Below are 23,871 nucleotides of genomic sequence, written 5' to 3' on the forward strand. Positions count from 1 at the left end.
GCTGCTTCCCTCCTAAAACGCCTCACATACCGTTTTCGCTTGCATGTGAAGAAGTAAATAGTCAGGACCGCCTGCTTTTGAATCCGTACCAGACATATTAAAGCCACCAAACGGATGATACCCGACAATGGCACCTGTGCAGCCACGATTGAAATAGAGGTTACCGACATGGAACTCTTCCCGCGCTTTTTCTAAGTGCGCACGGTTGTTAGAAATGACCGCACCGGTTAAGCCGTAGTCCGTATTATTCGCGACTTCTAACGCCTCATCGAACGTTTTTACTTTCGTAAACGCAACGACCGGCCCGAAAATTTCTTCTTGCATAAGGCGTGCCGTCGGTGCAACATCAGCAAACACCGTCGGCTGGATAAAGAACCCTTTGGAGTCGTCCCCTTCGCCGCCTGTCATAAGCTTTCCCTCTTGCTTGCCAATTTCAATATAGCTCATAATTTTATTATACGCCGCTTGGTCGATGACCGGTCCCATCAACGTGCATTGTTCTTCTGGGTTGCCGACCGTTAATTGTTTCGTTAATTCTACCACGCGATTCAATACTTGTTCGTACACGTCTTCTAGCACAATTGCCCGCGAGCATGCCGAACATTTTTGTCCGGAAAACCCGAACGCTGACGCGACGATCGATTGTGCTGCCAATTCTAAATCTGCTTCTTTGTCAACGATAATTGCATCTTTTCCGCCCATTTCGGCAATGACGCGCTTGAGCCATTTTTGCCCAGGCTGAACGATCGCCGCGCGCTCGTAAATGCGGCAACCGACCGCCCGCGAACCAGTAAACGAAATAAAACGCGTTTGCGGATGCTCGACTAAATATTCACCAACTTCCGCCTCTCCACCTGGCAAATAGTTTAAGACCCCCGCAGGAAGCCCCGCTTCTTCCATCACTTCGACAAATTTTGCCGCAACGATCGGCGCGCGATCGGATGGACGTAAAATAACGGTATTGCCAGTGACGATTGCCGCCACCGTCGTTCCTGCCATAATTGCAAGCGGGAAGTTGAATGGAGAAATGATGAGTCCAACACCTAGCGGAATGTAACGGAACGTATTACGTTCGCCGCTTCTGCTAAGTACCGGAACACCATTTTTTAGAGAAATCATTTGCCGTGCATAATATTCGAGAAAATCAATCGCTTCTGCCGTATCGGCATCTGCTTCTTTCCACGGCTTACCGACTTCTTTCACTAAGTAAGCGGAAAACTCATGTTTTCTGCGCCGCAAAATGGCTGCCGCACGGAATAATACGTTAGCGCGCGCTTCTGGCGTTACGTTTTTCCACGTTTCAAACGCATGAAGCGCTGCTTCCATCGCCTCGTCTGCGAGCGCTTTCGTCGCTTTGGAAACAATGCCAACGACTTCTGTTTTGTTTGCTGGGTTATAGGAAACTACTTTCTCTTCCGTCGTTACACGCTTTCCACCAATGATGAGCGGATATTCTTTTCCGAGTTGTGTTTGCACGTATTGCAATGCTGCGTGAAACGCTTTTTCGTTTTGGTAGACTGAAAAATCGGTAAACGGTTCGTGTTGATAACGTACTGCCAATGCCCTCGACTCCTTTTGTCCATTTTATGAACATTATAATGAATATTTTGTGAAAATTCTTTGTTCACGGTCGATAAGGATAGTACGTTTGATTTGTGCACAGCACACAAATTAACCCTTATATTGGAAAAAAAGCAAGTCAAGGTAGAGCATCATTCGTTGTTCAAAGTCTGATAGCGAAAGACCGGTAAGCTCTTGAATTCGTTTTAGCCGATAATGCAGCGTGTTCGGGTGCACATATAAATGTTCCGCTGTTTTGGTCGCGTTGCCATCATATTTGATGTATTGCCGTAATGTTTCCAAAAGCTCTGTTTGGTTTTCCTCGTCATATTTTTGTAGTTTCTGCAGCTGCTCATTTTTATAGCCTTTTCGCTTATATTGCTCATAAACCATCGGAAGCCAACGGTAAATGCCAAGCGATTCGTAAAAGTGGGGAAGCGGGATTTGAAATTGTTGCTTAATGTTCATTACTTCCGCCGCTTCGGCGTAACTTTTTCTTAAATCAAGCAAACTTCGGTATTCCTGGCCAACACCGACAACGACATCCCGTTGCAAATCGCAAAGAAAATCATTTTCTAACTTTTCAAGCAACGTTTTCGCTTGATTTTTAGCCACAGTTGCCTCGCTCATCGTTCCAATGATGACCATCCACTGGTCGTGATGTTCGATAAAAAAGACCGAGTTGCCGAGCAATTTCGTTAAAAACGTCATATATTGGTGGAGCGTTTCTTTTTTGTCCGCTGCTAACACACGAAAAAGCATGACAACGAAAGCAGCGGGCAACTGAATCCCTTTGAACTGTGCTTCCATTTTCACATCGTGCTCGCTAACGTCATCCGGTTGAAGCAACCGTAATAACCAGTGCTGAATTTCTTCTTGACGCTTTTTCGTTACGCTCACCTTTTGTTCTAGCAGCTTTGTGGCTGTTTTCGCCGCCTTCAGCAAAAACCGCTCCCCTTCTTCACTAAGTTCACCTTTCGTTTCTTGCACCCATAAATATCCATATATATGTTGACCATTTTTCAAACAAACAACAGTGCGTGCGCCAAGCCCGATTTCTGGCAATGGCGGAATTTTGACGACACCGTCCGCCGCCTCAATACGCTCAATCCAGCCTGTTTCATGCAAATAATGGACGACGTGCGCTGCTGCTCGTTTGCTTAAAATCGTACTCATCCGCACCGCATCAGGCGCATTATGGTTTCCACTGTATGCCATTAATTCTAAATCGCGCGATTCAATCGTCACTGGACAATGAATCGCTGCCGAAATAAAATCGACGAGTTCATGCAAGGAAGAAAACTTCCTTTCATCGGATGGCCAATCAAGGTTTGTCCCCTTCATGTTTATTCTCCCTTCTGCAATCCCCTTTTCTTTATTATACATGACGCCCAAAAAGAAAAAACGCCCGTTGTGCGAACAGGCGTTATGTATTCGCTTTCATTCTGTTGGTTGTAAAAACGTCTTCGGCATGACGACCGCGATGACTTCACCGCGAGCGCAAAGGGTATCTTCTGCATACACTTCCGTCTTTACTTTCCATTTTTTCGGATGAATTTCTTCGACCGTTCCAATCGCCTTGAGCGGAACACCTTGTGGAGTCGGCTTGAGAAACTCGACATTCAACGAAGCGGTCACAAAGCGTGGCGGTGCTTCTCCACTTCCTAGTTCATAGCCGTTTTTACGATGTAAGGCAAGTGAGGCAGAACCTGTTCCGTGGCAGTCAATGAGCGACGCAATCACCCCACCGTATACAAAGCCTGGAATGGCCGTATGCTCTGGACTTGGTGTGTAAATCGTCACCGTCTGTTCTCCTTGCCAGCCAGTGCGAAAATGATAACCATGCTCGTTCAAACGTCCGCACCCATAACACCACGCAAAATCATCTGGATACTCATCTTGCACAGCATGTACAACTTTTTCTTCCATGAATCATCTCCCCCTTCTCCATAGTATAGCGTAGTTTTCACACGCAAGACAATAAGCAGAGCGGTTCTTTTCTCGAACCGCTCCTTACGATTATTCTACTTCCGGCTTCTCTGCAGTGACCCCGACATCTTTCCACGTTAACTTCGAACTCGGGTCAACCGTAAAGTTTTTCACTCGGTTGTTCACTGCATAAAGCGCCGAGCGATACAACGTTGGAATAACAGGAACTTCCTCGTTCATTAACGCTTGCCATTCGTTATACACCTTTTTCCGATATGCTTTATCAAATGCTTGTTCCGAATGTCCCTTTTCTAATAGTTCATCGTTTTTCTCGTTCACCCAACGCGAATAGTTGAACATGACGTTGCGACCGTATAAACCATATGGATCGACGTCCGTTCCTGTTCCCCAAGCTGCGGCGAATACATCGACTTTCGGATCGTCTTTTTCGACCATATCATAGAATGAGTTAAACTCCGCTAATCGACCGTCGACTAATTGAACATCCAATCCGACATCTTTCCAACATTGCATATAAAACTTCGCTAACGGTTCCGCTACATCAGAGCCGCTCATCGAAAGGAAATGAATCGTGAATTTCTTTCCATTTGGATCTTCACGAAGTCCGTCACCGTCTTTATCTTTATACCCTGCCTCATCTAACAGTTTTTTCGCTTTTTCTGGGTCATACGAATACCCTTTTGCTTCTTTATCATGGTAGCCTGGGAAAGACGGCGGAATTAATGTTGTCGCAGGGAAACGCAGCCCGTGGTACAGTTTGTCGCCAACTGACTTGTTGTCAATCGCGTATGCCATCGCTTGGCGCAATCGTTTGTCTTGGAATTTTGGATTGTCCATGACGTTTTCTTGCTTTTTCGCATCCCAATGTCCTAGTTTAAAACCAATATAGTTGTACGCTAAGTCGATTTTGCCAACGAATTGAATATTTTTCGTTCCTTTTGCTCCAACGTATTGGTCGGTTGGGAACTCCGCGAGATCGATTTCGCCTTTTTTCAACGATTGTAGAACAACTTTCGGGCTGACGACTTTCACAATGACGCCTTTTAAGTTTGGCTTTCCGCCATAATAGTCATCGTTGCGCACCATTTCCACCGATTCCCCTGGGACGATTTTCTTCACTTTGAATGGTCCGAAACCGATCGGATTTTTACGGATTTTATCTGATTGAGCCAATTGCTTAATTGGAATATCTTTTAAATAATGCTTTGGCAGCGGATATGCCCAAATTCCAGTTAAAACCGATGGATTCGCGTGTTTCCACGTAATTGTAAGCGTTTTTTCATCGACTACTTTAATGCCAGAAATCGTTGATGCTTTTCCGCTATGGTACTCATCCATGCCGACAATATCTTGGATGAGCGCATCTCCATAACGCACCCCTGTATAATCTTTATTGCCGATAACTAAATACGCATACTCTAAATCTTCTGCCTTCACCGGCTCCCCATCATGCCACTTCACGTTGTCTTTAATTTTAATTGTCATCGTTTTTTTGTCTGCAGAAAGCTCGTACGTTGCGGCACCATCATTCGTAATCTCGTAGTCTCCGTTTGTGCGGAATAGCGATTCATCAAAAAACTGCAAAATTTCCGCATCCGGCTGCCCTGTGTAAAAGGCGTAGTTTAGTGTCCCCTCAAACGGTGTATCTGACACTAACCCATACGTAAGGACTCCGTCGACAATCTTTCCATCGTTTTTGACCGTCATCGGGAAATTGCCGATGTTTTCTTTTGGTGCGGTTTGCTCTGTTGGTTTTTTTTGGATTGCTGCTCGTGGAGTCGGTGCATGCGGACAATACGAGTGACAGTCCGGCTAGCACGCTAAAAAACTTCCAATACCTTTTTTTCACTTCCATCTCCCCCTTTATCCTAATCGTTGTCTTGCATCAGCCGCACGTTTTAACGCTTGGCCGATAAAATTTATACACAACATCATTACTAAAATAAGTAATGATGCAGGTAACCAAACCCACCATTTGTTTTGCAACACATCCGGATTTGTCGCATAGCTGACTAACGTCCCTAAACTTGGGGTACTTTCTGGCAGGCCGAATCCTAAATAACTTAACCCCGATTCAATTCCGATGTTGCCCGCAAGATTCAGCGTTAAATTAACAATAATAATGGAGCTTAAGTTCGGTAATATTTCACGAATGATGATTTTCCAATCGGGCGTGCCGAGCGTCTTCGAGGCGCTCACATAGTCCAACTCTCGTTCCGCTAACGTCTTTGCCCGAATGAGCCTTGCTTTTCCTGTCCATAGAAAAGCGCTCATAATCAAAATAAACGTAAACACGTTGTATTTCGGAACGATCGCCACAAAAACAATCACTAACATTAAAAACGGTAAGACGAGGATAAAATCGATGATGCGCATAATGGTATTGTCAATGACACCGCCGAAATATCCCGCGATCAAACCAACCGTTAGACCAATAAACCCGGTCATAAGTGTGATGGCTAGACCAATGGTAAACGAATTTTTCGTCCCAATAATGAGTTGTCCTAAAATATCCCTTCCACCATAGTCTGTTCCTAGCCAATGCTCGGCAGACGGCGGGGCGTAGATGGACAAAAGATCAACTTTGACAATTTCTTCTTGATCCAATGCAATGGAAGCCCCGTATACAATTAATAGAATGAGCGAAAGAAGCAAAAAAGAACTAAGCGCCAGTTTATCTTTCACTACTTCCCGCCACAGAACAGAAAAGGGTGAATGTTCTGTTTTTTTCACTCTTATCCCCCTCCCTATTTACACTTGTGAGAAAAATCAGTCAATCAATGGTGTTTGCATATCTTTGCACAGGAAACCGTATTGCTTGTCAAGTACATGCTGTAGTGATGAAGCAATAATTTTGAATTGATTAAAAAAATTGGTAAAGCGCATAATATAAAAACAATATACTATTAATAATAAGCGTAACAAACAAGATGTTATGGATAGTTGTTTTTCTCTCTCTAACCATCAAAAACTTAATTTGGAAAAATAAAAGTAGGATATTGAAAAAGGTAGGCACCAAAGTATAAAAATATCTTTCATCACTAATTGATACTACGTTTGGATTAAACCAATAAATGAACGCATCGGAATTTTAAATCATCAAGCTGAATAAAATAATAAACCATGAAATAACTAATAAGAGAACTTTCATGACTATTTCCCTTTTTTCAGAAAGTCTACGTTTCGTAAAAGCAAAATGCCACCTACCTTATAATGTTTTGGATTAGTCACACCTTTTTCTTGTTGCTGTTGCATCCCCCCTTTTTTTCATAAAACATCATCATAATCTTATACATCCCTCTAGAAATGTTGATATATCAAGGTTTCTTGGCATCTTAGGGGTGCCAAAAAAATATTTTTCGACAAAACTCATTACATACTTTTTCATTTTTGTTGATATCTAACAATCCATGGTGCGCTTCGCGGTCACTGCTGGGTATTTTTTTCTGCAGTGGATGGATGTGTATGTGATGCACCTTGGATCTCTGCATAGCTGATGAGGACGAACCCTCCCATGTCTCTGGGCATCCTTGTGCCTACATTCCTTCGTTCGGTCTCTTCACCAGGCAGAGGCCGGCTAAGCTTTCTTAGGGACTCGAGGTCGAATGTATAAAATCGTGCCAGCTTCTCCGTGTCATCTGGTTGTTTAGACAGTTTTTCTTGTCAAAGGAGGCGGCTCTAGGCTGCCTGTGCTTGAGTGGAGGAGAAGATATCTTGCATCATTCGTTCCTCATCAAATGCTTGTTGTTTCACACAAACCGCGTATAGAATCTTCAATAGCTTGCCACATAACACCACAATGGATTGCTTCTTACGCAACGGATTGACGGGACGTGTCGTATAGTACTCGTGCAACGTTCGGAACGCCTTGTTATGGCGGATGAGTGGTATCATCACCCGAAAGAGAAGGGCGCGTAGCCGTCTTCGTCCTCGCTTCGAGATTCGTTTTTGCCCCTTGTGTTGTCCAGACGAGTGTTCTTTCAACGTCAAGCCCGCTAATTTGATCAATTGCCGCGGATCTTGGTACTGATGAAAACTCCCGATTTCCGACAACAGTTCAATGATCGTCGCCTCTCCTAGCCCCGGAATCGTTTGGAGCCATTCATATTCGACCGTCGTTTGTGCAAGGGCAGTTAACTCTTCCGTCAACGCTGCGATCTCTTGTTCCAATTGGCGATATCGGCGGACCAACGTGGCGATTTCGATACGGGCCATCTGTTGTCCTTCCGTGATGCCAATCGAATGGCGAGCCATCTCTAACAGCTTTTGCACTTTCGGTTTCTGTGGGCATTTTAGCGCCTCGCTTTGCCGATAACGCTCCATGAGCCCCTCTATCGTCTGACTTGCGATGTCCATCGGAAATGGCGTTTTTTCTAACACCACCAATGCCATTTTGCCAAACGACGGAAACACCTGCACAAACTCAGGGAAGTACCGATCCAGCCAACGAATCATTTGATTGTGGACGGCATTCCGTTCCTTGATTAATGACTCTCGAAACGTACTTCCTGCCCGCAATTCCGCCTCCACCTCATGGAGAATACGTGGATAGCTAAAACGTCCGTCTTTGACCAGTCTTGCGATGACTAGGGCGTCTTTGGCATCATGCTTCGTTGGCAAGTTGTCGTCGAGTTCTTTCGACCGTTTGACGTGCATCGGGTTAACCATCACCAACGGGATCCCTTTTTCCTCGAGGAAGTAGGCGAGGTTCAACCAGTAATGTCCGGTCGGTTCGATTCCGACGATCACTTCCGTTTTGCCAAACTCCCTCATCGCCTCTTGGATCAACGCATAGAACTGTTCAAATCCGAATCTCGACTGGAACACCGGAAACGACTTTTTCAGTACCCGACCTCGTGCGTCCACGATCGCTGCGTAATGTTTTTGCTTGGCAATATCCATTCCAATCACTAATGTTTGATCGGTGACTTGTTCAATTTTGCGATTTTGTGTACAATTCATAGTAAGTCCTCCTTGGTTGGATGATAGGTGTTTGTTGGTACCCCTGCATCATACCAAGAGGGCTTTTTTCTTTCAAGTCCCCCAAAACCTTTCTAACAGGAATGCTTTCTTTTTTCGAAATGATTCAAAGAAATCGAACCCGAACAAGCGATTAAACAAATGTTGTTGCACAACCCGTATAATCACCGCAATCCAAGTGCTGTTTCAAAAATCCATGAACCGATCCATGTTCGTGATTACTGTCTTTTTCTCACTAATCAAGAAAAATTCGAGTAACATACATTGGCGCACTCTCTTCCCCCGTATATAGTGTCTTCATAGGTAGATCTTGATTTTGTGTCAATACATTCCTCCGCCCTGCTCTACTCGATTCTTATCCTCGGATCGACAGCGCTTAAAATGATGTCGGATAACAATGTCCCGACTAATGTCGCGAGCCCGGAAATCATCACAAGTGCTGTGACGACGCTATAATCCCGCTGCATAATCGACTGAAGAAAAAGCTGGCCGATACCTGGGTAACTAAAAATAGATTCTAAAAAAACAGATCCTCCAATTAATCCAGTAATTTCATAGCCTAAAAAAGCGGCGATCGGCAAAAACGAGTTGCGCAAAATATGACGCGAATAAATTTTCGCTTCCGGCACTCCTTTTGCCCTTGCGGTGCGAACAAAATCTTTTACTTTCGTATCAATAATTTCGCTTCGCAAGTATTGAATGATTCCGACCGTACTAATTAACGCGCCTGATAAAGAAGGCAATAAAAGATGGTTAAACTTACTTATGTAATAATCCCATGTCCCTTCTTCTAGTTGAATATCGACGCTACCGCCCGTTGGAAACCATCCGAGCTTAAACCCGAACAGAAAGAGCATAATGAGGGCGAAAATAAATAGCGGAGTCGCAAAGCTAACATAGCTATATCCAACAATGAGCTTATCTGCCCACGAATCTTGCCAACGACCAGAAATCACTCCTAACGGTACAGCAATCGCATACGTTAAGACAAGAATGCATAAGGAAAGCAACACCGTATTCCACATTCTCCCTGCCAATAAATCGGTCACAGGCTGTTGATGGACGTATGACAAACCTAAATCTCCATGAAGTAAATTTTTTATCCATCGTGTATATTGAACATATAGAGGGTCGTTTAGCCCTAATTTTTCTCTCATCTCGGCTAACGTTTGCGCATCCATTTTTGGGTTGTTCGCTAGCTGCCCTGTTAAAGCGTCCCCTGGCATCGCTTTTGCCAGCAGAAAAATAAGTACACTTAAAATAAATAGTTGCGGAATCATCATCACGATACGTCGCAATATAAATTTGACCATCCTCTTCCCCCCTCTCTTACGGAATCGCCACCAAATGGGTGTTGGAAATACGTTTTAGCGGATACGCTCTTCCTTCCGCATCAAAATAGCGAGCATACGATTGTTCATAGTCTTTCTCGATTTGTTGTCGTAGTTTTTGCTGCTCTTGCCGTTTTAACGGGTCAGCGTTCGGAATAGACGACAGCAGTCTCTTTGTATAAATATGTTGCGGATTTTGAAATATATCTTCGCTCGTCCCTTCCTCGACAAATTGTCCTCTGTACATAATGCCAATCCGATTGCACATATGGCGAATTATTCCTAAATCGTGGCTAATAAACAAATACGTAAGCTGAAATTCTTTTTGAATGTCTTTCATAAAATTTAACACTTGAGCCTGCACCGACACATCAAGCGCAGATACCGGTTCGTCAGCAATGATTAGCTTTGGATTGAGCGTTAACGCACGGGCAATGCCGATACGTTGCCGCTGGCCACCGGAAAATTCATGTGGATATTTATAGACGGAGTCCGGATGCAATCCTACTTTTTCAATGAAGTATTGTACTTTTCGTTTTTCTTCTTGCGGAGATAGTTTTTCAAAATTGCGCAGCGGCTCTGCGACAATGTCTAATACCCGCTTCTTTGGATTAAGAGAAGAGTACGGATCTTGAAAAATCATTTGAATGTCTCTTCGGTGCTGAGCGAATTCACGGCGACTTAGTTTCGTCAAATCTTTTCCGTCAAACAAAATTTCTCCCCCTGTTGCTTTCACTAAGCCAACAATCGTTCGTCCCGTTGTCGTTTTCCCACATCCCGATTCCCCGACTAATCCGTACGTTTCCCCTTTTTGTAATTCAAAGCTAATTTCATCGACCGCTTTCACATGCCCGATGACCGTTCGAAAAAACCCACCGCGCACCGGATAATATACTTTTAGTCGATTCACTTGGAGAAATGTCATGCCTTTTCACCCCCGTCGGGAAAGTAAAAATGTTGGTAGCACGTGCAGCGAACCCAATGATTAGGTTCGACTTCCCGCAATATAGGATGCGATTCATGGGTGGACTCGTCTATCCAACTAATTCTTGTACGGAATCTGCAGCCAGTTCTCGGAAGTTTCGTCAATGGTGGAACGATCCCTTGAATAACATGAAGTGTTTCTTTTGGAGTTTGCAAGGAAGGGATGGACTGCAATAACGAACGGGTATACGGGTGCAACGGGCGAGTAAATAGTGTATGTACATCTGCGAGTTCGACAATTTCTCCTGCATACATGACAGCGACCCGGTCGGCCATTTCGGCAACTACCCCTAAATCATGGGTAATTAAAATAATTCCCGTGTTCATTTGTTGCTGTAAGTCTTTTAATAAACGAATAATTTGTGCTTGAATCGTTACATCTAACGCAGTCGTCGGCTCATCGGCAATGATTAACGTTGGATTACAAGCAATTGCAATCGCAATTACTACGCGTTGTCGCATCCCTCCTGACAATTCATGAGGATAACGGTTATACACCTGTGCGGGATTTGGAATGCCAACACGTTCAAGCAATTCTAGCGTCCGGTTTCGTTTCTCAGCAGCCGATAGCGCAGTGTGATAGTCCATGCTTTCTTCAATTTGCTTGCCAACGGTCATGAGCGGATTTAACGCTGTCAGCGGATCTTGAAAAATCATGCCGATATCTTTTCCGCGAATTTGATTTAATGCTTGTACCGATTGTGCCAAAAGGTTGTTCCCTTTAAACATGACGGATCCTTCTAATTTTGTCCGTTCCGGCGGATGTAATCCAATAATCGAAAGGGCAAGTGCGCTTTTTCCACAACCTGACTCCCCAACAATCGCAAGCACTTCACTTTCGTGAACAGTGAAAGAAACATCATCGACCGCTGCGTAATATTCCTCATGAATTCGGAAAGAAACTCGTAAATGTTCAATTTGTAACACTGACTGTTTCAACAAGTGACCACCTTCTATTAAACTGAAAATTGTTTATTTTTTGATTTTATATAAGTATATTATTACAATCTTTTTGTTATTTCAACATTTTTTATCTTTTATTACATAAATAATATAAAAATTGAAATTGAAATCTTATTTTCAATTATTTTATTATTTTCCCATAAAAATTCTCCCTTAGCCACGCTAAGGGAGAATGCATTCTAAAGCTTAAATCTCTCTACCGCTTCAAACAAGTCTTGCGCTTTGTCGTTGAGTGATTGCACAGAAGAAGAAATTTCCTGCATGGAAGCGAGCAGCTGTTCGGAAGCCGCGGCAACCATTTGGGTTTGCTGGCCCGATTCTTTCGAAATGTGCTCAGTTTCTTGAATCGTCGCGGAAAGCGTTTGAAGCGATGTTTCCATCAACGAAAGTCTGGAGGACACATCGTTAATTTGCTCAGTTACGTCATGTGTTGCTTGTAAAATTTTACTGAAAATTGCACCTGTATGGTTTGCAACTTCAACGCCTTTCTCCGCTTCCTGTAACACATGCTCCATCGCTGTCATTGAATTCGACGTATCATGCTGAATTTCGCTTAATAGGTTATGGATTTGTTTCGTAGATTGCGACGATTGCTCTGCGAGTTTCCGCACTTCATCAGCAACGACCGCAAATCCACGACCGTGTTCGCCAGCCCTTGCCGCTTCAATTGCCGCATTTAACGCCAACAAATTTGTCTGTTCGGCAATCGCTGTAATCATTTGCGTCATTTGACCAATATTGTTCGAACGCTCATGAAGCGTTTGAATGAGGTGTGACGATTGCGACACAAGCTCGTTCACATTCGCCATTTGCTGAATCATTTGTTGCACCGAATCGCTTCCACTTTGTGCCTCGTTTGTCATGGCGACAGAAGAAGACGCCACTTGTTTCGCACGCTCCGCAATATAGTGCGTATCATGCAGCAACTCTTGAATCGATTCCGTGTTTTGTTCTGCATGTTTCAGTTGTTGTTCGGCGCCAATGGCCACGCTTTCGATCGTTGCCGCGACTTGTCCCGTTGCTTGCATCGTCTCTTCTGTAATCGCCGTTAACTCTTCAGAGGCTGCCGATACTTCTTCCGTCATTTGCTGGTTAACAGAAATAATGGAGCGGAACGATTCGATGAGCTCATTAAACGATTTGGCAATTTGGGCAAATTCGTCGTTCGTTTGAATATTCATCTTCACCGTTAAATCGCCGGTTGCTGCTTGTTTCATGTTTGCTTCAATGAGCGTAATATGATGGCGAACAGAAAAATAAAACGCTACAAACAAATAGACCATCAACAACGATGCAAGCACAATTATCGAAATCGTCAGCCATTTGCTCGTATGTAACGAATCATAACGATCGTTAATTCGCTCCGCTAACAATTTCATCATAAATTGTTCCATGCTGTATAGCTTTTCATGTGCTCGGTTCGTACGTTCGTACAGCTCGGTCGGTTTTATGGATACTTGTCCGACCATTAAAAACTCTTTGTTCATCATACCGGACATGCTAATGACTTCCGTCATCGCCGTACTTTTATATTCTTCAAATTTATTTTTCAGCGGCTTGTCGTCCATAAACATGAGTGCTGCCGAATGGTTCAACGAATTGAGCGAATTGTCGATAGCATTGAGAAAATACGTCATTTTTGATTGATCCATCTCGTAAATTTGTGTACTAAACGCCATTTTCACACCAAGCGCCTGTGCGGAACTAATCAGTTCCGTTAACGCTGGCACTTTTTCGACCATGACACGGGATAAATAATTGTTATCAATGTTGTTATCAAGCGTTAAATTGGAACGGTCCGCCACGGTCATCATTATTTCTATTAAACTATTGACAATAATGTTATGGCGCGACACCGTTTCATCCATCGTGTACGTTTTCCAGCCGCTTTTCATTTGTTGCCAAGTGTTCGCTAAATCTTTCCATTGCTTTTGGACAGAAAACGGATCATTGTATCGTTGTTGGATCGTTTGTACATGCTTTACGAGCTGATCTAATTGTTGTTCTGCTTTTTTCGCCTTCTGTTCACTCGCTGTATCCCCAGATAGGTAAAGCAATGTTGCTTCTCGATGTTGTTGTAACGCCTGCAACCCGATTGAAAAATCTTCCATATATACTAAACCCATCTTTTCGTATTCAACAAATGCTGCTTTTTCCCCTAGCGAGCGAATGTAAAACGTTCCGATCGTCACAAGGGAAAAAATAAAAATAATAAATAAGAGCATAAATTTTTTTCCAAACTTGAGTCGATTTAATAATAGCGACCCTGGCTGAAAAAGTTGCATGTTCTTCCTCCTTGCCCCTTCTATTTTATGAAAATTAAGATTACTTTTTATTTTATCAAAAAAGTAACCAAATGAAAAATACTATTTTTTTAATAAAAACAAAATGCCCCTGTCCATCAATGAACAAAGGGGACGAGCGTGATGAACGCGGGCTATGCAATTAGTGAATTTGCATATTTTTTTCGAATATTCTCATGATCTTTAGTAAAATGAAAGTGCCCTTGCATGGGGATTCCCCTTTCGAACGATGGTTGGCACTTTCATTCTACAGGAGATCCGCAGGCAAGGGCTATTTTTATGCTTACTCGATTTTATCTAGCACTAGGGGTTATATTTCATGAGTGTTGATTATCCATTATTTTACTAAAAACATAGGAATCAGGCTCTTCACCAAAAGTTGTGCTTGATTTTTTATAACAGGCTCTTCTGACGCTTGCGAGGAAGAATCAGCAAACCAATGATTTTTGCACATTCTTGTTCAAGAAAGCGTATCACTTGTCAAGTACATGTTGTGGTGATGAACCTAGAATCATATAGCTGAACACAAGCTTTTCTGCCTTTTCGATTTTTCGTTTCTGCTTTTATCTCAATACGAGCTGATATGGTATAACGTGGGAAGTAGTAAGCTAGATGTAAAACAAAATTTCAACTTATATAGTTCATGTAAGCGTATCTGTATCAATCTCAATATTTACAAGGCTGGCACCGTTAGGCAAGATGTCCTTTAGCTTTTCGACAGAAGAAGCAGCAGGAATGTCCTCTCCTACATCTTCCATATAGTCGAGCATCGTCAACAATACATCCTCTGCCATCTCTACTGCCTCCACCAACGTGTATCCTTGGGTAAAGCAATTGTCTAGATCAGGAAAAGTGACGATATAGCAGTCGTCCTCCTCTACTTTTTGAATGATTGCGTAAAATTGATATACAGCCATTTATTATCCTCCTGTGTTTCATTGTTCATGGGCGTCTTGCCAATAAATCGATAATTTGTCGTTGCCGTTCTTCTAAAACCTTTGGTGTCCACTCGTCTTTCTGGTCAATAAATACCTTGCTCCCTTTGAAAACGTCCATATGTCCTTTTAAGTAACGTTCCTTTTTCTGTTTAAAATCTAGGTTGCTTAACGAACTATTTTTTCTCTTGCTAATGAGGACCAAGTTCGCAATTTTATCTGTCCAATACTTTCTCTGCAAGCGTCAAATTCTTCCCACCTAGTTTTGCCCCTATATCCGTGCCATCATTTCTTTAGAAATCTTTATTAAAGGAGTTTTGGTATGGACAAAAACGAATGAAGACAGGAGTGGGAACAGCAAATTATCTCCTACCGAGCGAGTGGGCTTACCCAAGCAAAATGGTGTGAAATCCATGATGTAAAAGTTCATCAGCTGAAGTACTGGCTCAAACGGCTCGAAGGTTCCAACGCTACACCAAACCCCTCTACAAAATGGGCATCCGTTGTGATGACAGATCCATCGATCCATGAAGACGATTCCATCCAAGTGAAAATCGGCGAATTTTCTATAGAAGTGAAGCAAGGATTTCATCCTTCGCTTTTTGCCGATGTGGTGAAGGTGTTGAAAACGTTATGTTGAATGCGGCAACGGTGACCCATGTGTACCTCGCTCGAGGGAGTACCGATTTGCGAAAATCCATCGACGGGTTGGCAGCCATCGTCCAAGAAGAATTTCAGCTCAATCCCTTTTCTTCTAGCCTTTTTGTGTTCTGCAATCGTGGACGGGATAAATGGAAAATTCTTCATTGGGATCATAACGGTTTTTGGTTATATTATCGCCGACTCGAACGTGGAACGTTTGATTGGTCTTCTGATCATAGCTTAGAACCTTTAAAAATTAGTCCGCGCCAATTACGATGGTTACTCGATGGACTATCACTGGAACAGAAACAAGCCCATTCGGCGGTAACCGCAAAGAAAGTTATTTAAATAATAAAAATTCAGGGAATTCCGCTGTTTTGTTGTATAACGAAGAGATGAAAACAACAGTGAAATTCCCTCATTCCAATCTTACACCGGAAGATCTCCTCCAACGATTGGAAATGCTGGAAAAGCAAAATGCAGAATGACAGGCGAAACAACAGGAGTTGGAAGCCAAATTAAAATAGTATGAAGAACAACTTCGCCTTCTGCAACATAAACGTTTTGGCGTTTCGAGCGAAAAAACCCTTCCCGGTCAATCGGAACTATTCAACGACGTAGAAAACGAATCCAACCTTGAGTTGCCGGAACCTACGTTGGAGTCCATTCGTTATCAGCGCCGTCGGAAAACACGCGGTCACCGCGAAGCGATGCTGGAAAACCTGCCGGTGGAAACGGTCGAATACCGTTTATCCGATGAAGAGCAGGTCTGTTCGTGTTGTGGTGGAGACCTGCATGAAATGAGTACGGAAGTACGCCAAGAACTTGTCTATATTCCTGCGGAATGAAAAGTAGTCAAACACGTGCAATATGTCTATTCTTGTCGCCATTGTGAGCACCATGAGATCGAAACACCTATTCAAACAGCGCCTAGACCGAAATCCGTCATTCCGGGCAGTTTTGCCTCTCCTTCTATTTTGGCGCATATTATGACGCAAAAATATGCAGAGGGGCTCCCGTTATATCGCCAAGAAAAACAGTTTCAACGAATGGGCATGCCTCTTTCTCGACAAACCTTTGCCAATTGGATGGTCAAAGGAGCGGAACGATGGCTGAGTGTGCTGTATCATCGGATGAATGAGCATCTTCTAACGCTTGATATTATTCATGCCGATGAAACCACCCTTCAGGTTCTTCAGGAACCTGGAAGACCGGCTACTTCTACCTCCTATTTATGGCAGTATCAGACAGGAATAGAAGGTCCGCCTATCATCCTTTATGATTATCAGGAAACGAGAGCTGGGGAAAACCCGAAGAATTTCCTAAACGGTTTTCAAGGCTATTTGCAGGTGGATGGATACGCAGGATACCATCAAGTGCCAAACGTAACCTTGGTTGGTTGTTGGGCTCATGCGCGTAGAGGATTTACAGACGCCCTAAAATCCATGCCTGCCCATAGCGTGACACCAGTGACCGCAACGGAAGGTCTGAATTTCTGTAACCAACTGTTTGCGGTGGAACGTAAATGAAAAAAATTAGATCCTAAAGATCGGTAGGAAGAACGTCTAAAACAAAGCAAGCCTATCTTAGACGCTTTTTTGTCATGGCTTCAAAAGCAAAAACAGCACGTGTTGCCAAAGAGCGCATTAGGAAAAGCCATTGCGTATTGTCTGAACCAATGGGATAAATTAGTGGCCTTTTTAGAGGATGGGCGACTGGAGATCGATCATAATCGTAGCGAACGCTCGATCAAATCGGTGGTCATCGGGAGGAAAAATTGGCTTTTCGCCAATACACCACAAGGTGCACGAGCAAGTGCCATCATCTACAGCATAGTGGAGACAGCGAAAGCGAATCAATTACATCCATATTATTACCTTCGCTATCTTTTTGAGAAGCTTCCCAATATGGATTTGTCAGACAAGAACGCATTGGATCAAATGCTTCCTTGGTCAACCACACTCCCTGTTTCATGTATTGCTTTTCAGCAGCTAACTAAATAATACCCCAAGCCCCGGCCTTCAAAAAGGTGGGGGCTATTTGACGTTTACGGGCAGAGAAAGTTCGAAAATCCAACGCTCTCCTTCTTTTCGCACCTTTTGAATCAAAACATCTGGTAAATCGATGAGTTCTTTGATAAACTGAGAGTACATGCGAATTTTCCTTTAATGGTTTGGTTTGGTCACCTTTACCATACAGGAAAATTCGCATTTTTTGTACCCTCTATTCTCTCTATGCACACCTATCTTAAATGATCAAGTACAACTTGTGGTGAAGAGCCATATAAATTAGATTTTTCCTTTATTAACCAACATCAAAACCAAGTTTCACCATCTTCTGGATCTAGTGGCTCTAATAAATATTCTCCATAAAACGTATGCTCATCATCGCCTTTTCCGCAGTAGAACCAAGCAATGTCGTCATCTATTCTTACTTTTAATTGTACACCACATTCATCACATGTAAGATTTTCTTTTTTTACTTTTTCTTCAAATATATTAATTAAACAATCTTCACACACCATTTCGATGTGGTTTATTCTTAAATCACCTGTTTCAAATAATTCGACATCTACACGATTACATTTTGTACATTTTTCCACAATAATAATCCCCTTTCAGAAATGTTTCACAAAACATAAATACTTTCCTCACATACTTCTCATTGTAGTTGAGCAATTTTTATAGCAATAACCCTTGGTGCTAGTTGAGCGCTAGCGATCAACCAGCTGTTTTCTACAAAGAAAAAATACAGAGTTTTGCAAGGAAAAGTGTAGAGAATTACAACTTGACATAGAGCCTCTGGGGGGGTGATTAAAAAGCCAGGAAGCCAGCAATATCAAGGGCCGGCTATGCCTAAAAAGGCTATCACACCCCCGCTCCATGTAAAGTTGGCCTAAGACAAATTCTCTGCAGATCTCTGCATTTTTATTTTGCAATAAACACCCTGTTTCATGTACTGCTTTTCATCAGCTAACTAAATAATACCCCAAGCCCCGACATTCAAAAAGGTGGAAGCTATTTGACGTTTGCTGAAAAAATATCTGTTCATAAACAAGAAAATGGTTAATTCACATCAGTTACCCTACTGCAACATATTCACGAATAAGAACATACACACGGAACTGTATCATCTTCTTTTTTCAAAAACTTCTCTATCCCTTCACATTCCATCAGTTCTCGATATTCTTTTAATGTGAACGGCTTCCCATCTTTTTTTAATATTGATACATTTTTTTGAAAATAACTACGGAATCTTTCTTCCATTTCCTCTTGTTCTTTGTAGCGCTCTGGCCAAATTTTATAAAGTTGTGCATAGTGTTGGAAGCCTCCTCGTACACAACGTCCACCACAATTGGCATGTGCAAATCCCAACTCATACATACGAGGTAACCTAATTCCCCACTCATTTTGAATAATCGCCTTCACATCAATATCAGCTATAAATGTTTCAATCATTGGAAACCTAGTTTCCACCGGTTCGAGCGGAACATGTTGATAAAACTCCCTCAAATTATCCGCCCGATGCTTCTCATGAGGTCCTATACCAAAATATAAAATAGGTTCTAGGTTTTGTTCATCTCGTAACTCTTCGATAAACATAACTGTTTGCCTTACTTTTAATTCTTCTGAACATTTAGCTAGACGTGAATTACCTAAAAAACGGTAATCATAGAAAACCTCTTCTGGAGTGCGCCCATCTATCCTTTCAGTGATCTCAATCCCTATATACTCTGCTACTTCTTCCATAAAACGATAGTTATCTTCATCTTCCCAAAGCGTATTCGTAAAAAAGAGAATGCAATTTTCTTTTCCATATGTCTGAACCATTTGATATGCTACATAAGCACTAGCTGCGCCACCACTAAACATAGCGACATGCACTTTTTTTCTATCAGTCACAATAACACCCCTTTACTTAACAAACTCTTTAACTAATTGATAGATTAAATACTCAATTTCCTCTTGCGGAACAGTTTTCCCACCATTTCTAATAATTCGATTAATATTTTGATACAATGTCTGTGATTTAGGTGAAAGATTTACTCGAGAAATAACCTTGGTGTCCCCGTCAATAATTAAATGAATATTTTGCTCTTTGTTAACGTTTCCGTTCGCTAACTGACTGTACTCATTACTTATCTGATTAAAAAACATTTGCACAGTATTATCAGACCATGTGTCAAAACTTACTCCTACCATGCGATCAGTTAGCAAATCAAACCAATTTTCAGAATCTGAGTCCAAAATAGCTACCACAAGACGATTTTGCTTTTTAGAAACAGGATCTTGTTCATTAGCCCAATTAACTAGTTCTTCGTAAGATGAAACATTCATCATTTCATACACTTTGTTCTTAACCTGTTCTTTCTTGTTTATATAAAAACTCTCTATAGCTGATACATGTTCTTTTAAAAGCTCTAGATTATTTCCATATTTTTTAATTAACGCTTCAAGCGATTGATTAGGGTTCACTTCAATCTGTCGAATTTTTTCTTTAAGTTGGATCAACTCTTCTTCCATATCAGAACTTACTTGAGCAAATCGCGACAACGATCTCATCCATCTTAATGAAGCTTTAGCTATTTTTAGATGTTTAGGCGCTGCTGCTAACTCATCATCTATATATCTTTCAAACAATCCTTCTAATAATTTAAACAGTTCTTCGTATTCATTTCCAAATTCATAGTAAAAATAAATATATTGTTCTGCCTCTTCAATCATCTTAAACAGATTTTCTCCATTAATCTCTGCAACATACATATCATTTCTATAAAAAGAAATATTATCCCATTTATCACGAAGTAGACTGACAATATAAATAGGTATTAACGGCTCACGAATCCCGAACGGAGGATTTCTAAGTATATTTACTAAATCACTTAAATCCCCAGATGGTTTCTTTTCTAACAGTTCTATTAATGATTTACGCAACAAGCGAAAACTCTCAGATTTAATATTGTCTAATTGTCTAATGTCCAATTGATTGTTCTTAAATATAGTCGCATAAATTAAATAGTCAGGACCATTTCCAGCGATATTCAAACTAGGTTTATCATGATATTTAATAATATGGTCAACAACGGTATATGCAGCCTTTAACTGAACACGATTAACAAACTTTCTATTAAAAGAATCATTTCGCACCTCTGGAGTATGCGGATAAATATCAAACATAACATTAGACAGCAATTTTTCTAAAATATACTCGTTTTTAATTTCCCTTTTTTCTCCACATACAACCCATTCTAATTTTTCTTGAAAGTTAGAGTACCGTCCCACAAATCTCCGAATACCGAAAGATATCTCTTCTCTTTTCAAAATTAACTCTTGTTTTAAGTCTAAATCGCTTTTTAACAAATCGCTATCTTTTAAAAGTAAGTTAACAATCTCGTACTCTTCAACATATTTATTTACCGAAGCATATTCAAAAGCAGGGACACAATAAAAATTATAAGAATCTTTCTGGTTAAACAATATGGAAATCACGTTTTCTCGATCAGTAGCTGATTCTAGTAATACTAAATAAATTAATGAGTCAGCTTGCTTTTTGTGATTTAAAACCGATAGATTTCCATTTAGAATGTCAGAGCTAAAAATAAAATGGACGGAAGCAAAACGAGTCATACTTTTGACATCATTATATTCATTTGCTAAATAAAATTTTTTAACAATATGCTCTTCAAGAATTTGCAGTCTTTTTTCTCTAGACAAATTTAGGACTTGAAGTTTGTTCTCTATCATTTCATCAATATTAAATGCACTACCTTCAAACAATTCCCAATAACCACGGATTGAATTAAAACGAATGGCTTTCATTTTAGTTAGCTCTTTTAAATATGCTTCAACCTCAGACTCTTCTCTGTCCATGGCAAAAGAAATAAACTCTAAAGTCAATGGGCATTTTGACTGCATTCCAGCAATATTCCATAATGTAATAAACTTTAAAATATTTGAATGCTTTTCTGATAAATTAGGGATTTTTTTAATTAACTTCTGATATACATTCAAATCACTAAACTCTTCATATACCTCTATCTCTTCTAGAATTGGGAAGAAATAATCAAACAAATTAGAAGCAGTATACACACTATCATATTTAGATACAAAATTTAGTAACCCACCTACTTGAGAACTTTCTAAAAATGTAAATAACGTTCTTTCATTCTGACCAAAAAGACTAGAAAGAGTAGGTAACAAAGCCAGAGATACAGGATGAAGTGGATATGCACCTTGAACCACGAGATTTTCGATCTCAACCTGATTTAATTCTGGAAAAATAGAAAACCTACGTAGATAGCGTATGTACTCTTTTTCCTTATCTTCTGTAATCTTCTTCCCGCTATACAACTCACGAAGAACATTTTGTATTAACCGCACATACGTTGCACGGTCATTTTCAATATGGTAAAGGACATACCTTTTCTCAATTCTTTGAAATTCACTTCGGTATTCATCACTATACCTAAAGAAATAGTGTCGAAGATTTTTGTGAGTAATATACATCAAATGAAAATTATTAGTATTGTGATCTGCAAGTTCGGCTAGATCTTGAATATCTTGCATTGTCTGATGAATCTGTTCAACAGGCATATTCTGGAGAAATCTCCCGAATTCGTCGTAAACCATAAAAATCCCTATATTTTTTTTATCAAGCTCTTTTAATACGTACTGCACCTGCGATATAAAATCATCTTCATAGTCTATGACAAATTGTGCTCCGGACGTAAGGGATGGATAAATGGTTTTGAACCACTCAATTTCCATTTCATTGAAACTAAGTAATTCCAATCTCCATAACTCTAGGTCTTTCTTACACTCACGTAACAATTTCAAAAAATGATCGTATGTTTTAGGATAGTCATTCTCCCACATATCGATAATAGATAAAATTTTACTCACGATTCCTGGAACAACAATCGGAATTTTATTTTCTTTAAGTGTTCTGACTATTGCTGATAATACCGCTTGTCTAAAAGTACCTTCATACCCGTTTAAAATTACTGGTAGATATATTCTTTTTTGATTTCGTACTTTATCTAGTTCCCTATAGATTTCATCATCCACTTGATTAAACTTCTCTACAAGAACATTAAATGTTTCTTTTTCAACTACTTTCGATACAATGCTACTTACTAAAGTTCCGAGCAAAGATTTACCGGTTCCGTACGGACCAACAACAATGTGCGCCTTTGACCCAGTACCGTTAAAGCCTTTCAACAAACCTCTAAGAACTTCCGCATGCGAAGGGGTCGGAATATACCTTTCAAAAAACTCCTTTTTTCCAAAGTCAAACTTGATGTTAACGCTAGCTTTAAAAGTCATACTAAAGTCTCAACCTTTCTTTCGTACTCATATCTGAGATAATCAATTGCAGAAATAGACGGAAGTTTCACTGTATCGAGATTGTTAGTACGTGTGAATGAAATTTTATAAACCGGGTGATTGGTGAGAATCTCTAGAGCATTAACAACTGTTGCCCGATTCATATTAAAAATTCTTCCCCATAACCCCTCTTCAGTAACAATTTCATCCACCGCTATTGTTTCTACACCTTTTCTTTCCCGATAATCCAGTAGTGAATACATTAAAGCGGCAACACCTATATTCTCTATCCTTCCATCTCGTTTACGCACCATTCCATTTTTCTCTTCTAACAAACTTATTTTATAGATCGGACTCTGAATTACTTCTTCCGGATCAAACGTGGTTTGTCCAGCAGTATACAATTTTATTAAACACTCAATATCACGTTTTAAAGATTTTGTTGATATTTCGCGTTTCTCTTCTCTACTTACCCACTCAACAAACAACTGTAACAATTCCTCTTTCAAAAGAGATTGTTGACGCAAAATATTAAAAAACCAGTACCAAGCAGTAGCAGGCTCTCTTTCTTTTGTAAGTTCATAGTGCAAAATAGAGGCTGTATCAGAGAATCTAACAAACCTATCAAATCTATAAATAATCTCGCCCAGCGGTGTTACATGATGTACTTTTTTCTGCTCACCATTAAACTTTTCTTGAACTATACGTGTAGCTATTAACCAAAACCGTAAAGACTGTAGCATATTCTTTCCTAATCCAATTATTTCAAAAGAATCTTTATTATAGAAAAAACGTTCATCTTCCATTAAATTCTTTATCCCTTTACTTAACCATCGATCGCGTAAATAAAAGCTTTGATGTTGACCATAAGCCATTGTCTACTTCCTCCTACTGTTGG

17 protein-coding genes and 2 pseudogenes are annotated in these 23,871 nt (G+C 40.9%); 3 read left to right on the plus strand and 16 right to left on the minus strand.

Annotation, left to right across the window (positions count from 1 at the left end; all coding sequences use genetic code 11):
* Window positions 1-12: 12 nt before the first annotated feature.
* From pruA to GFC30_RS11110, 12 genes and pseudogenes are all read right to left on the minus strand, one after another.
* Window positions 13-1,560 carry an L-glutamate gamma-semialdehyde dehydrogenase gene (gene pruA, locus GFC30_RS11055; RefSeq protein WP_066325503.1) on the minus strand — a complete coding sequence of 516 codons (1,548 nt, stop codon included), beginning with the start codon at window positions 1,558-1,560 and terminating at the stop codon, window positions 13-15.
* Between the two features lie 111 nt (window positions 1,561-1,671).
* Window positions 1,672-2,904, minus strand: a complete 1,233-nt coding sequence (locus GFC30_RS11060) for a PucR family transcriptional regulator (protein WP_238583500.1) — start codon at window positions 2,902-2,904, stop codon at window positions 1,672-1,674.
* A gap of 96 nt (window positions 2,905-3,000) precedes the next feature.
* Window positions 3,001-3,489, minus strand: a complete 489-nt coding sequence (locus GFC30_RS11065) for a PaaI family thioesterase (protein WP_066325504.1) — start codon at window positions 3,487-3,489, stop codon at window positions 3,001-3,003.
* Window positions 3,490-3,579: 90 nt separating this feature from the next.
* Window positions 3,580-5,365, minus strand: a pseudogene (opp4A, locus tag GFC30_RS11070) (oligopeptide ABC transporter substrate-binding protein).
* An 8-nt stretch (window positions 5,366-5,373) separates the two neighbouring features.
* Window positions 5,374-6,243: an ABC transporter permease gene (locus GFC30_RS11075; RefSeq protein WP_238583502.1), complete on the minus strand. Its 870-nt coding sequence runs from the start codon at window positions 6,241-6,243 to the stop codon at window positions 5,374-5,376.
* A 945-nt stretch (window positions 6,244-7,188) separates the two neighbouring features.
* Window positions 7,189-8,472 carry an IS110 family RNA-guided transposase gene (locus GFC30_RS11080; protein ID WP_066322282.1) on the minus strand — a complete coding sequence of 428 codons (1,284 nt, stop codon included), beginning with the start codon at window positions 8,470-8,472 and terminating at the stop codon, window positions 7,189-7,191.
* 362 nt (window positions 8,473-8,834) lie between these two features.
* Window positions 8,835-9,803, minus strand: coding sequence for an oligopeptide ABC transporter permease (gene opp4B, locus GFC30_RS11085; protein ID WP_066325511.1), 969 nt, complete (start codon window positions 9,801-9,803; stop codon window positions 8,835-8,837).
* A 16-nt stretch (window positions 9,804-9,819) separates the two neighbouring features.
* A complete protein-coding gene (locus tag GFC30_RS11090) occupies window positions 9,820-10,746 on the minus strand; it encodes an ABC transporter ATP-binding protein (RefSeq protein ID WP_066325512.1) in 927 nt (308 codons plus the stop codon).
* Window positions 10,743-11,747 (minus strand): ABC transporter ATP-binding protein, encoded by a 1,005-nt coding sequence (locus tag GFC30_RS11095; protein ID WP_066325514.1) that lies wholly within the window; start codon window positions 11,745-11,747, stop codon window positions 10,743-10,745. The genes GFC30_RS11090 and GFC30_RS11095 overlap by 4 nt, the downstream gene beginning before the upstream one ends.
* A 200-nt stretch (window positions 11,748-11,947) precedes the next feature.
* The gene (locus GFC30_RS11100) at window positions 11,948-14,053 is read right to left on the minus strand and encodes a methyl-accepting chemotaxis protein (protein ID WP_066325516.1); all 2,106 of its coding nucleotides are present in this window, start codon (window positions 14,051-14,053) and stop codon (window positions 11,948-11,950) included.
* A 659-nt stretch (window positions 14,054-14,712) separates the two neighbouring features.
* Window positions 14,713-14,988, minus strand: a complete 276-nt coding sequence (locus GFC30_RS11105; protein ID WP_066325517.1) for a type II toxin-antitoxin system HicB family antitoxin — start codon at window positions 14,986-14,988, stop codon at window positions 14,713-14,715.
* Between the two features lie 25 nt (window positions 14,989-15,013).
* Window positions 15,014-15,247: an HNH endonuclease family protein gene (locus GFC30_RS11110; protein ID WP_066325520.1), complete on the minus strand. Its 234-nt coding sequence runs from the start codon at window positions 15,245-15,247 to the stop codon at window positions 15,014-15,016.
* Window positions 15,248-15,370: 123 nt separating this feature from the next.
* On the opposite strand from GFC30_RS11110, the gene tnpA reads away from it, so the two are divergent.
* From tnpA to tnpC, 3 genes and pseudogenes are all read left to right on the plus strand, one after another.
* Window positions 15,371-15,646, plus strand: coding sequence for an IS66 family insertion sequence element accessory protein TnpA (gene tnpA / locus GFC30_RS17800; RefSeq protein WP_409978519.1), 276 nt, complete (start codon window positions 15,371-15,373; stop codon window positions 15,644-15,646).
* On the plus strand, window positions 15,640-15,996 hold the full coding sequence (gene tnpB / locus GFC30_RS11120) for an IS66 family insertion sequence element accessory protein TnpB (RefSeq protein ID WP_066325522.1): 357 nt from the start codon (window positions 15,640-15,642) through the stop codon (window positions 15,994-15,996). The genes tnpA and tnpB overlap by 7 nt, the downstream gene beginning before the upstream one ends.
* Before the next feature lie 179 nt (window positions 15,997-16,175).
* Window positions 16,176-17,651 (plus strand): annotated as a pseudogene (gene tnpC, locus GFC30_RS16605) (IS66 family transposase); the annotation flags it as partial.
* Window positions 17,652-17,962: 311 nt separating this feature from the next.
* Here the strand turns inward: tnpC and GFC30_RS11135 are convergent.
* The 4 genes from GFC30_RS11135 to GFC30_RS11150 form a co-directional block, all read right to left on the minus strand.
* Window positions 17,963-18,250, minus strand: a complete 288-nt coding sequence (locus GFC30_RS11135; RefSeq protein ID WP_066325528.1) for a hypothetical protein — start codon at window positions 18,248-18,250, stop codon at window positions 17,963-17,965.
* Between the two features lie 496 nt (window positions 18,251-18,746).
* A complete protein-coding gene (locus GFC30_RS11140) occupies window positions 18,747-19,550 on the minus strand; it encodes an adenine nucleotide alpha hydrolase family protein (RefSeq protein WP_238583503.1) in 804 nt (267 codons plus the stop codon).
* 12 nt (window positions 19,551-19,562) lie between these two features.
* Window positions 19,563-22,973 (minus strand): hypothetical protein, encoded by a 3,411-nt coding sequence (locus GFC30_RS11145; protein WP_066325530.1) that lies wholly within the window; start codon window positions 22,971-22,973, stop codon window positions 19,563-19,565.
* Window positions 22,970-23,848 carry a DUF4007 family protein gene (locus tag GFC30_RS11150; RefSeq protein WP_066325532.1) on the minus strand — a complete coding sequence of 293 codons (879 nt, stop codon included), beginning with the start codon at window positions 23,846-23,848 and terminating at the stop codon, window positions 22,970-22,972. Before GFC30_RS11150 ends, GFC30_RS11145 begins: the two co-directional genes overlap by 4 nt.
* Between the last annotated feature and the right edge of the window lie 23 nt (window positions 23,849-23,871).

The sequence above is a fragment of the Anoxybacillus amylolyticus genome (assembly GCF_001634285.1).
Lineage (GTDB): Bacteria > Bacillota > Bacilli > Bacillales > Anoxybacillaceae > Anoxybacteroides > Anoxybacteroides amylolyticum.

Coding starts and splice junctions, on each gene's coding strand:
- GFC30_RS11060 (WP_238583500.1), bottom strand. CDS start 2,904: ATGAAGGGGACAAACCTTGATTGGCCATCCGATGAAAGGAAGTTTTCT.
- GFC30_RS11065 (WP_066325504.1), bottom strand. CDS start 3,489: ATGGAAGAAAAAGTTGTACATGCTGTGCAAGATGAGTATCCAGATGAT.
- GFC30_RS11080 (WP_066322282.1), bottom strand. CDS start 8,472: ATGAATTGTACACAAAATCGCAAAATTGAACAAGTCACCGATCAAACA.
- opp4B (WP_066325511.1), bottom strand. CDS start 9,803: ATGGTCAAATTTATATTGCGACGTATCGTGATGATGATTCCGCAACTA.
- GFC30_RS11090 (WP_066325512.1), bottom strand. CDS start 10,746: ATGACATTTCTCCAAGTGAATCGACTAAAAGTATATTATCCGGTGCGC.
- GFC30_RS11100 (WP_066325516.1), bottom strand. CDS start 14,053: ATGCAACTTTTTCAGCCAGGGTCGCTATTATTAAATCGACTCAAGTTT.
- GFC30_RS11105 (WP_066325517.1), bottom strand. CDS start 14,988: ATGGCTGTATATCAATTTTACGCAATCATTCAAAAAGTAGAGGAGGAC.
- tnpB (WP_066325522.1), top strand. CDS start 15,640: ATGTTGAATGCGGCAACGGTGACCCATGTGTACCTCGCTCGAGGGAGT.
- GFC30_RS11145 (WP_066325530.1), bottom strand. CDS start 22,973: ATGACTTTTAAAGCTAGCGTTAACATCAAGTTTGACTTTGGAAAAAAG.
- GFC30_RS11150 (WP_066325532.1), bottom strand. CDS start 23,848: ATGGCTTATGGTCAACATCAAAGCTTTTATTTACGCGATCGATGGTTA.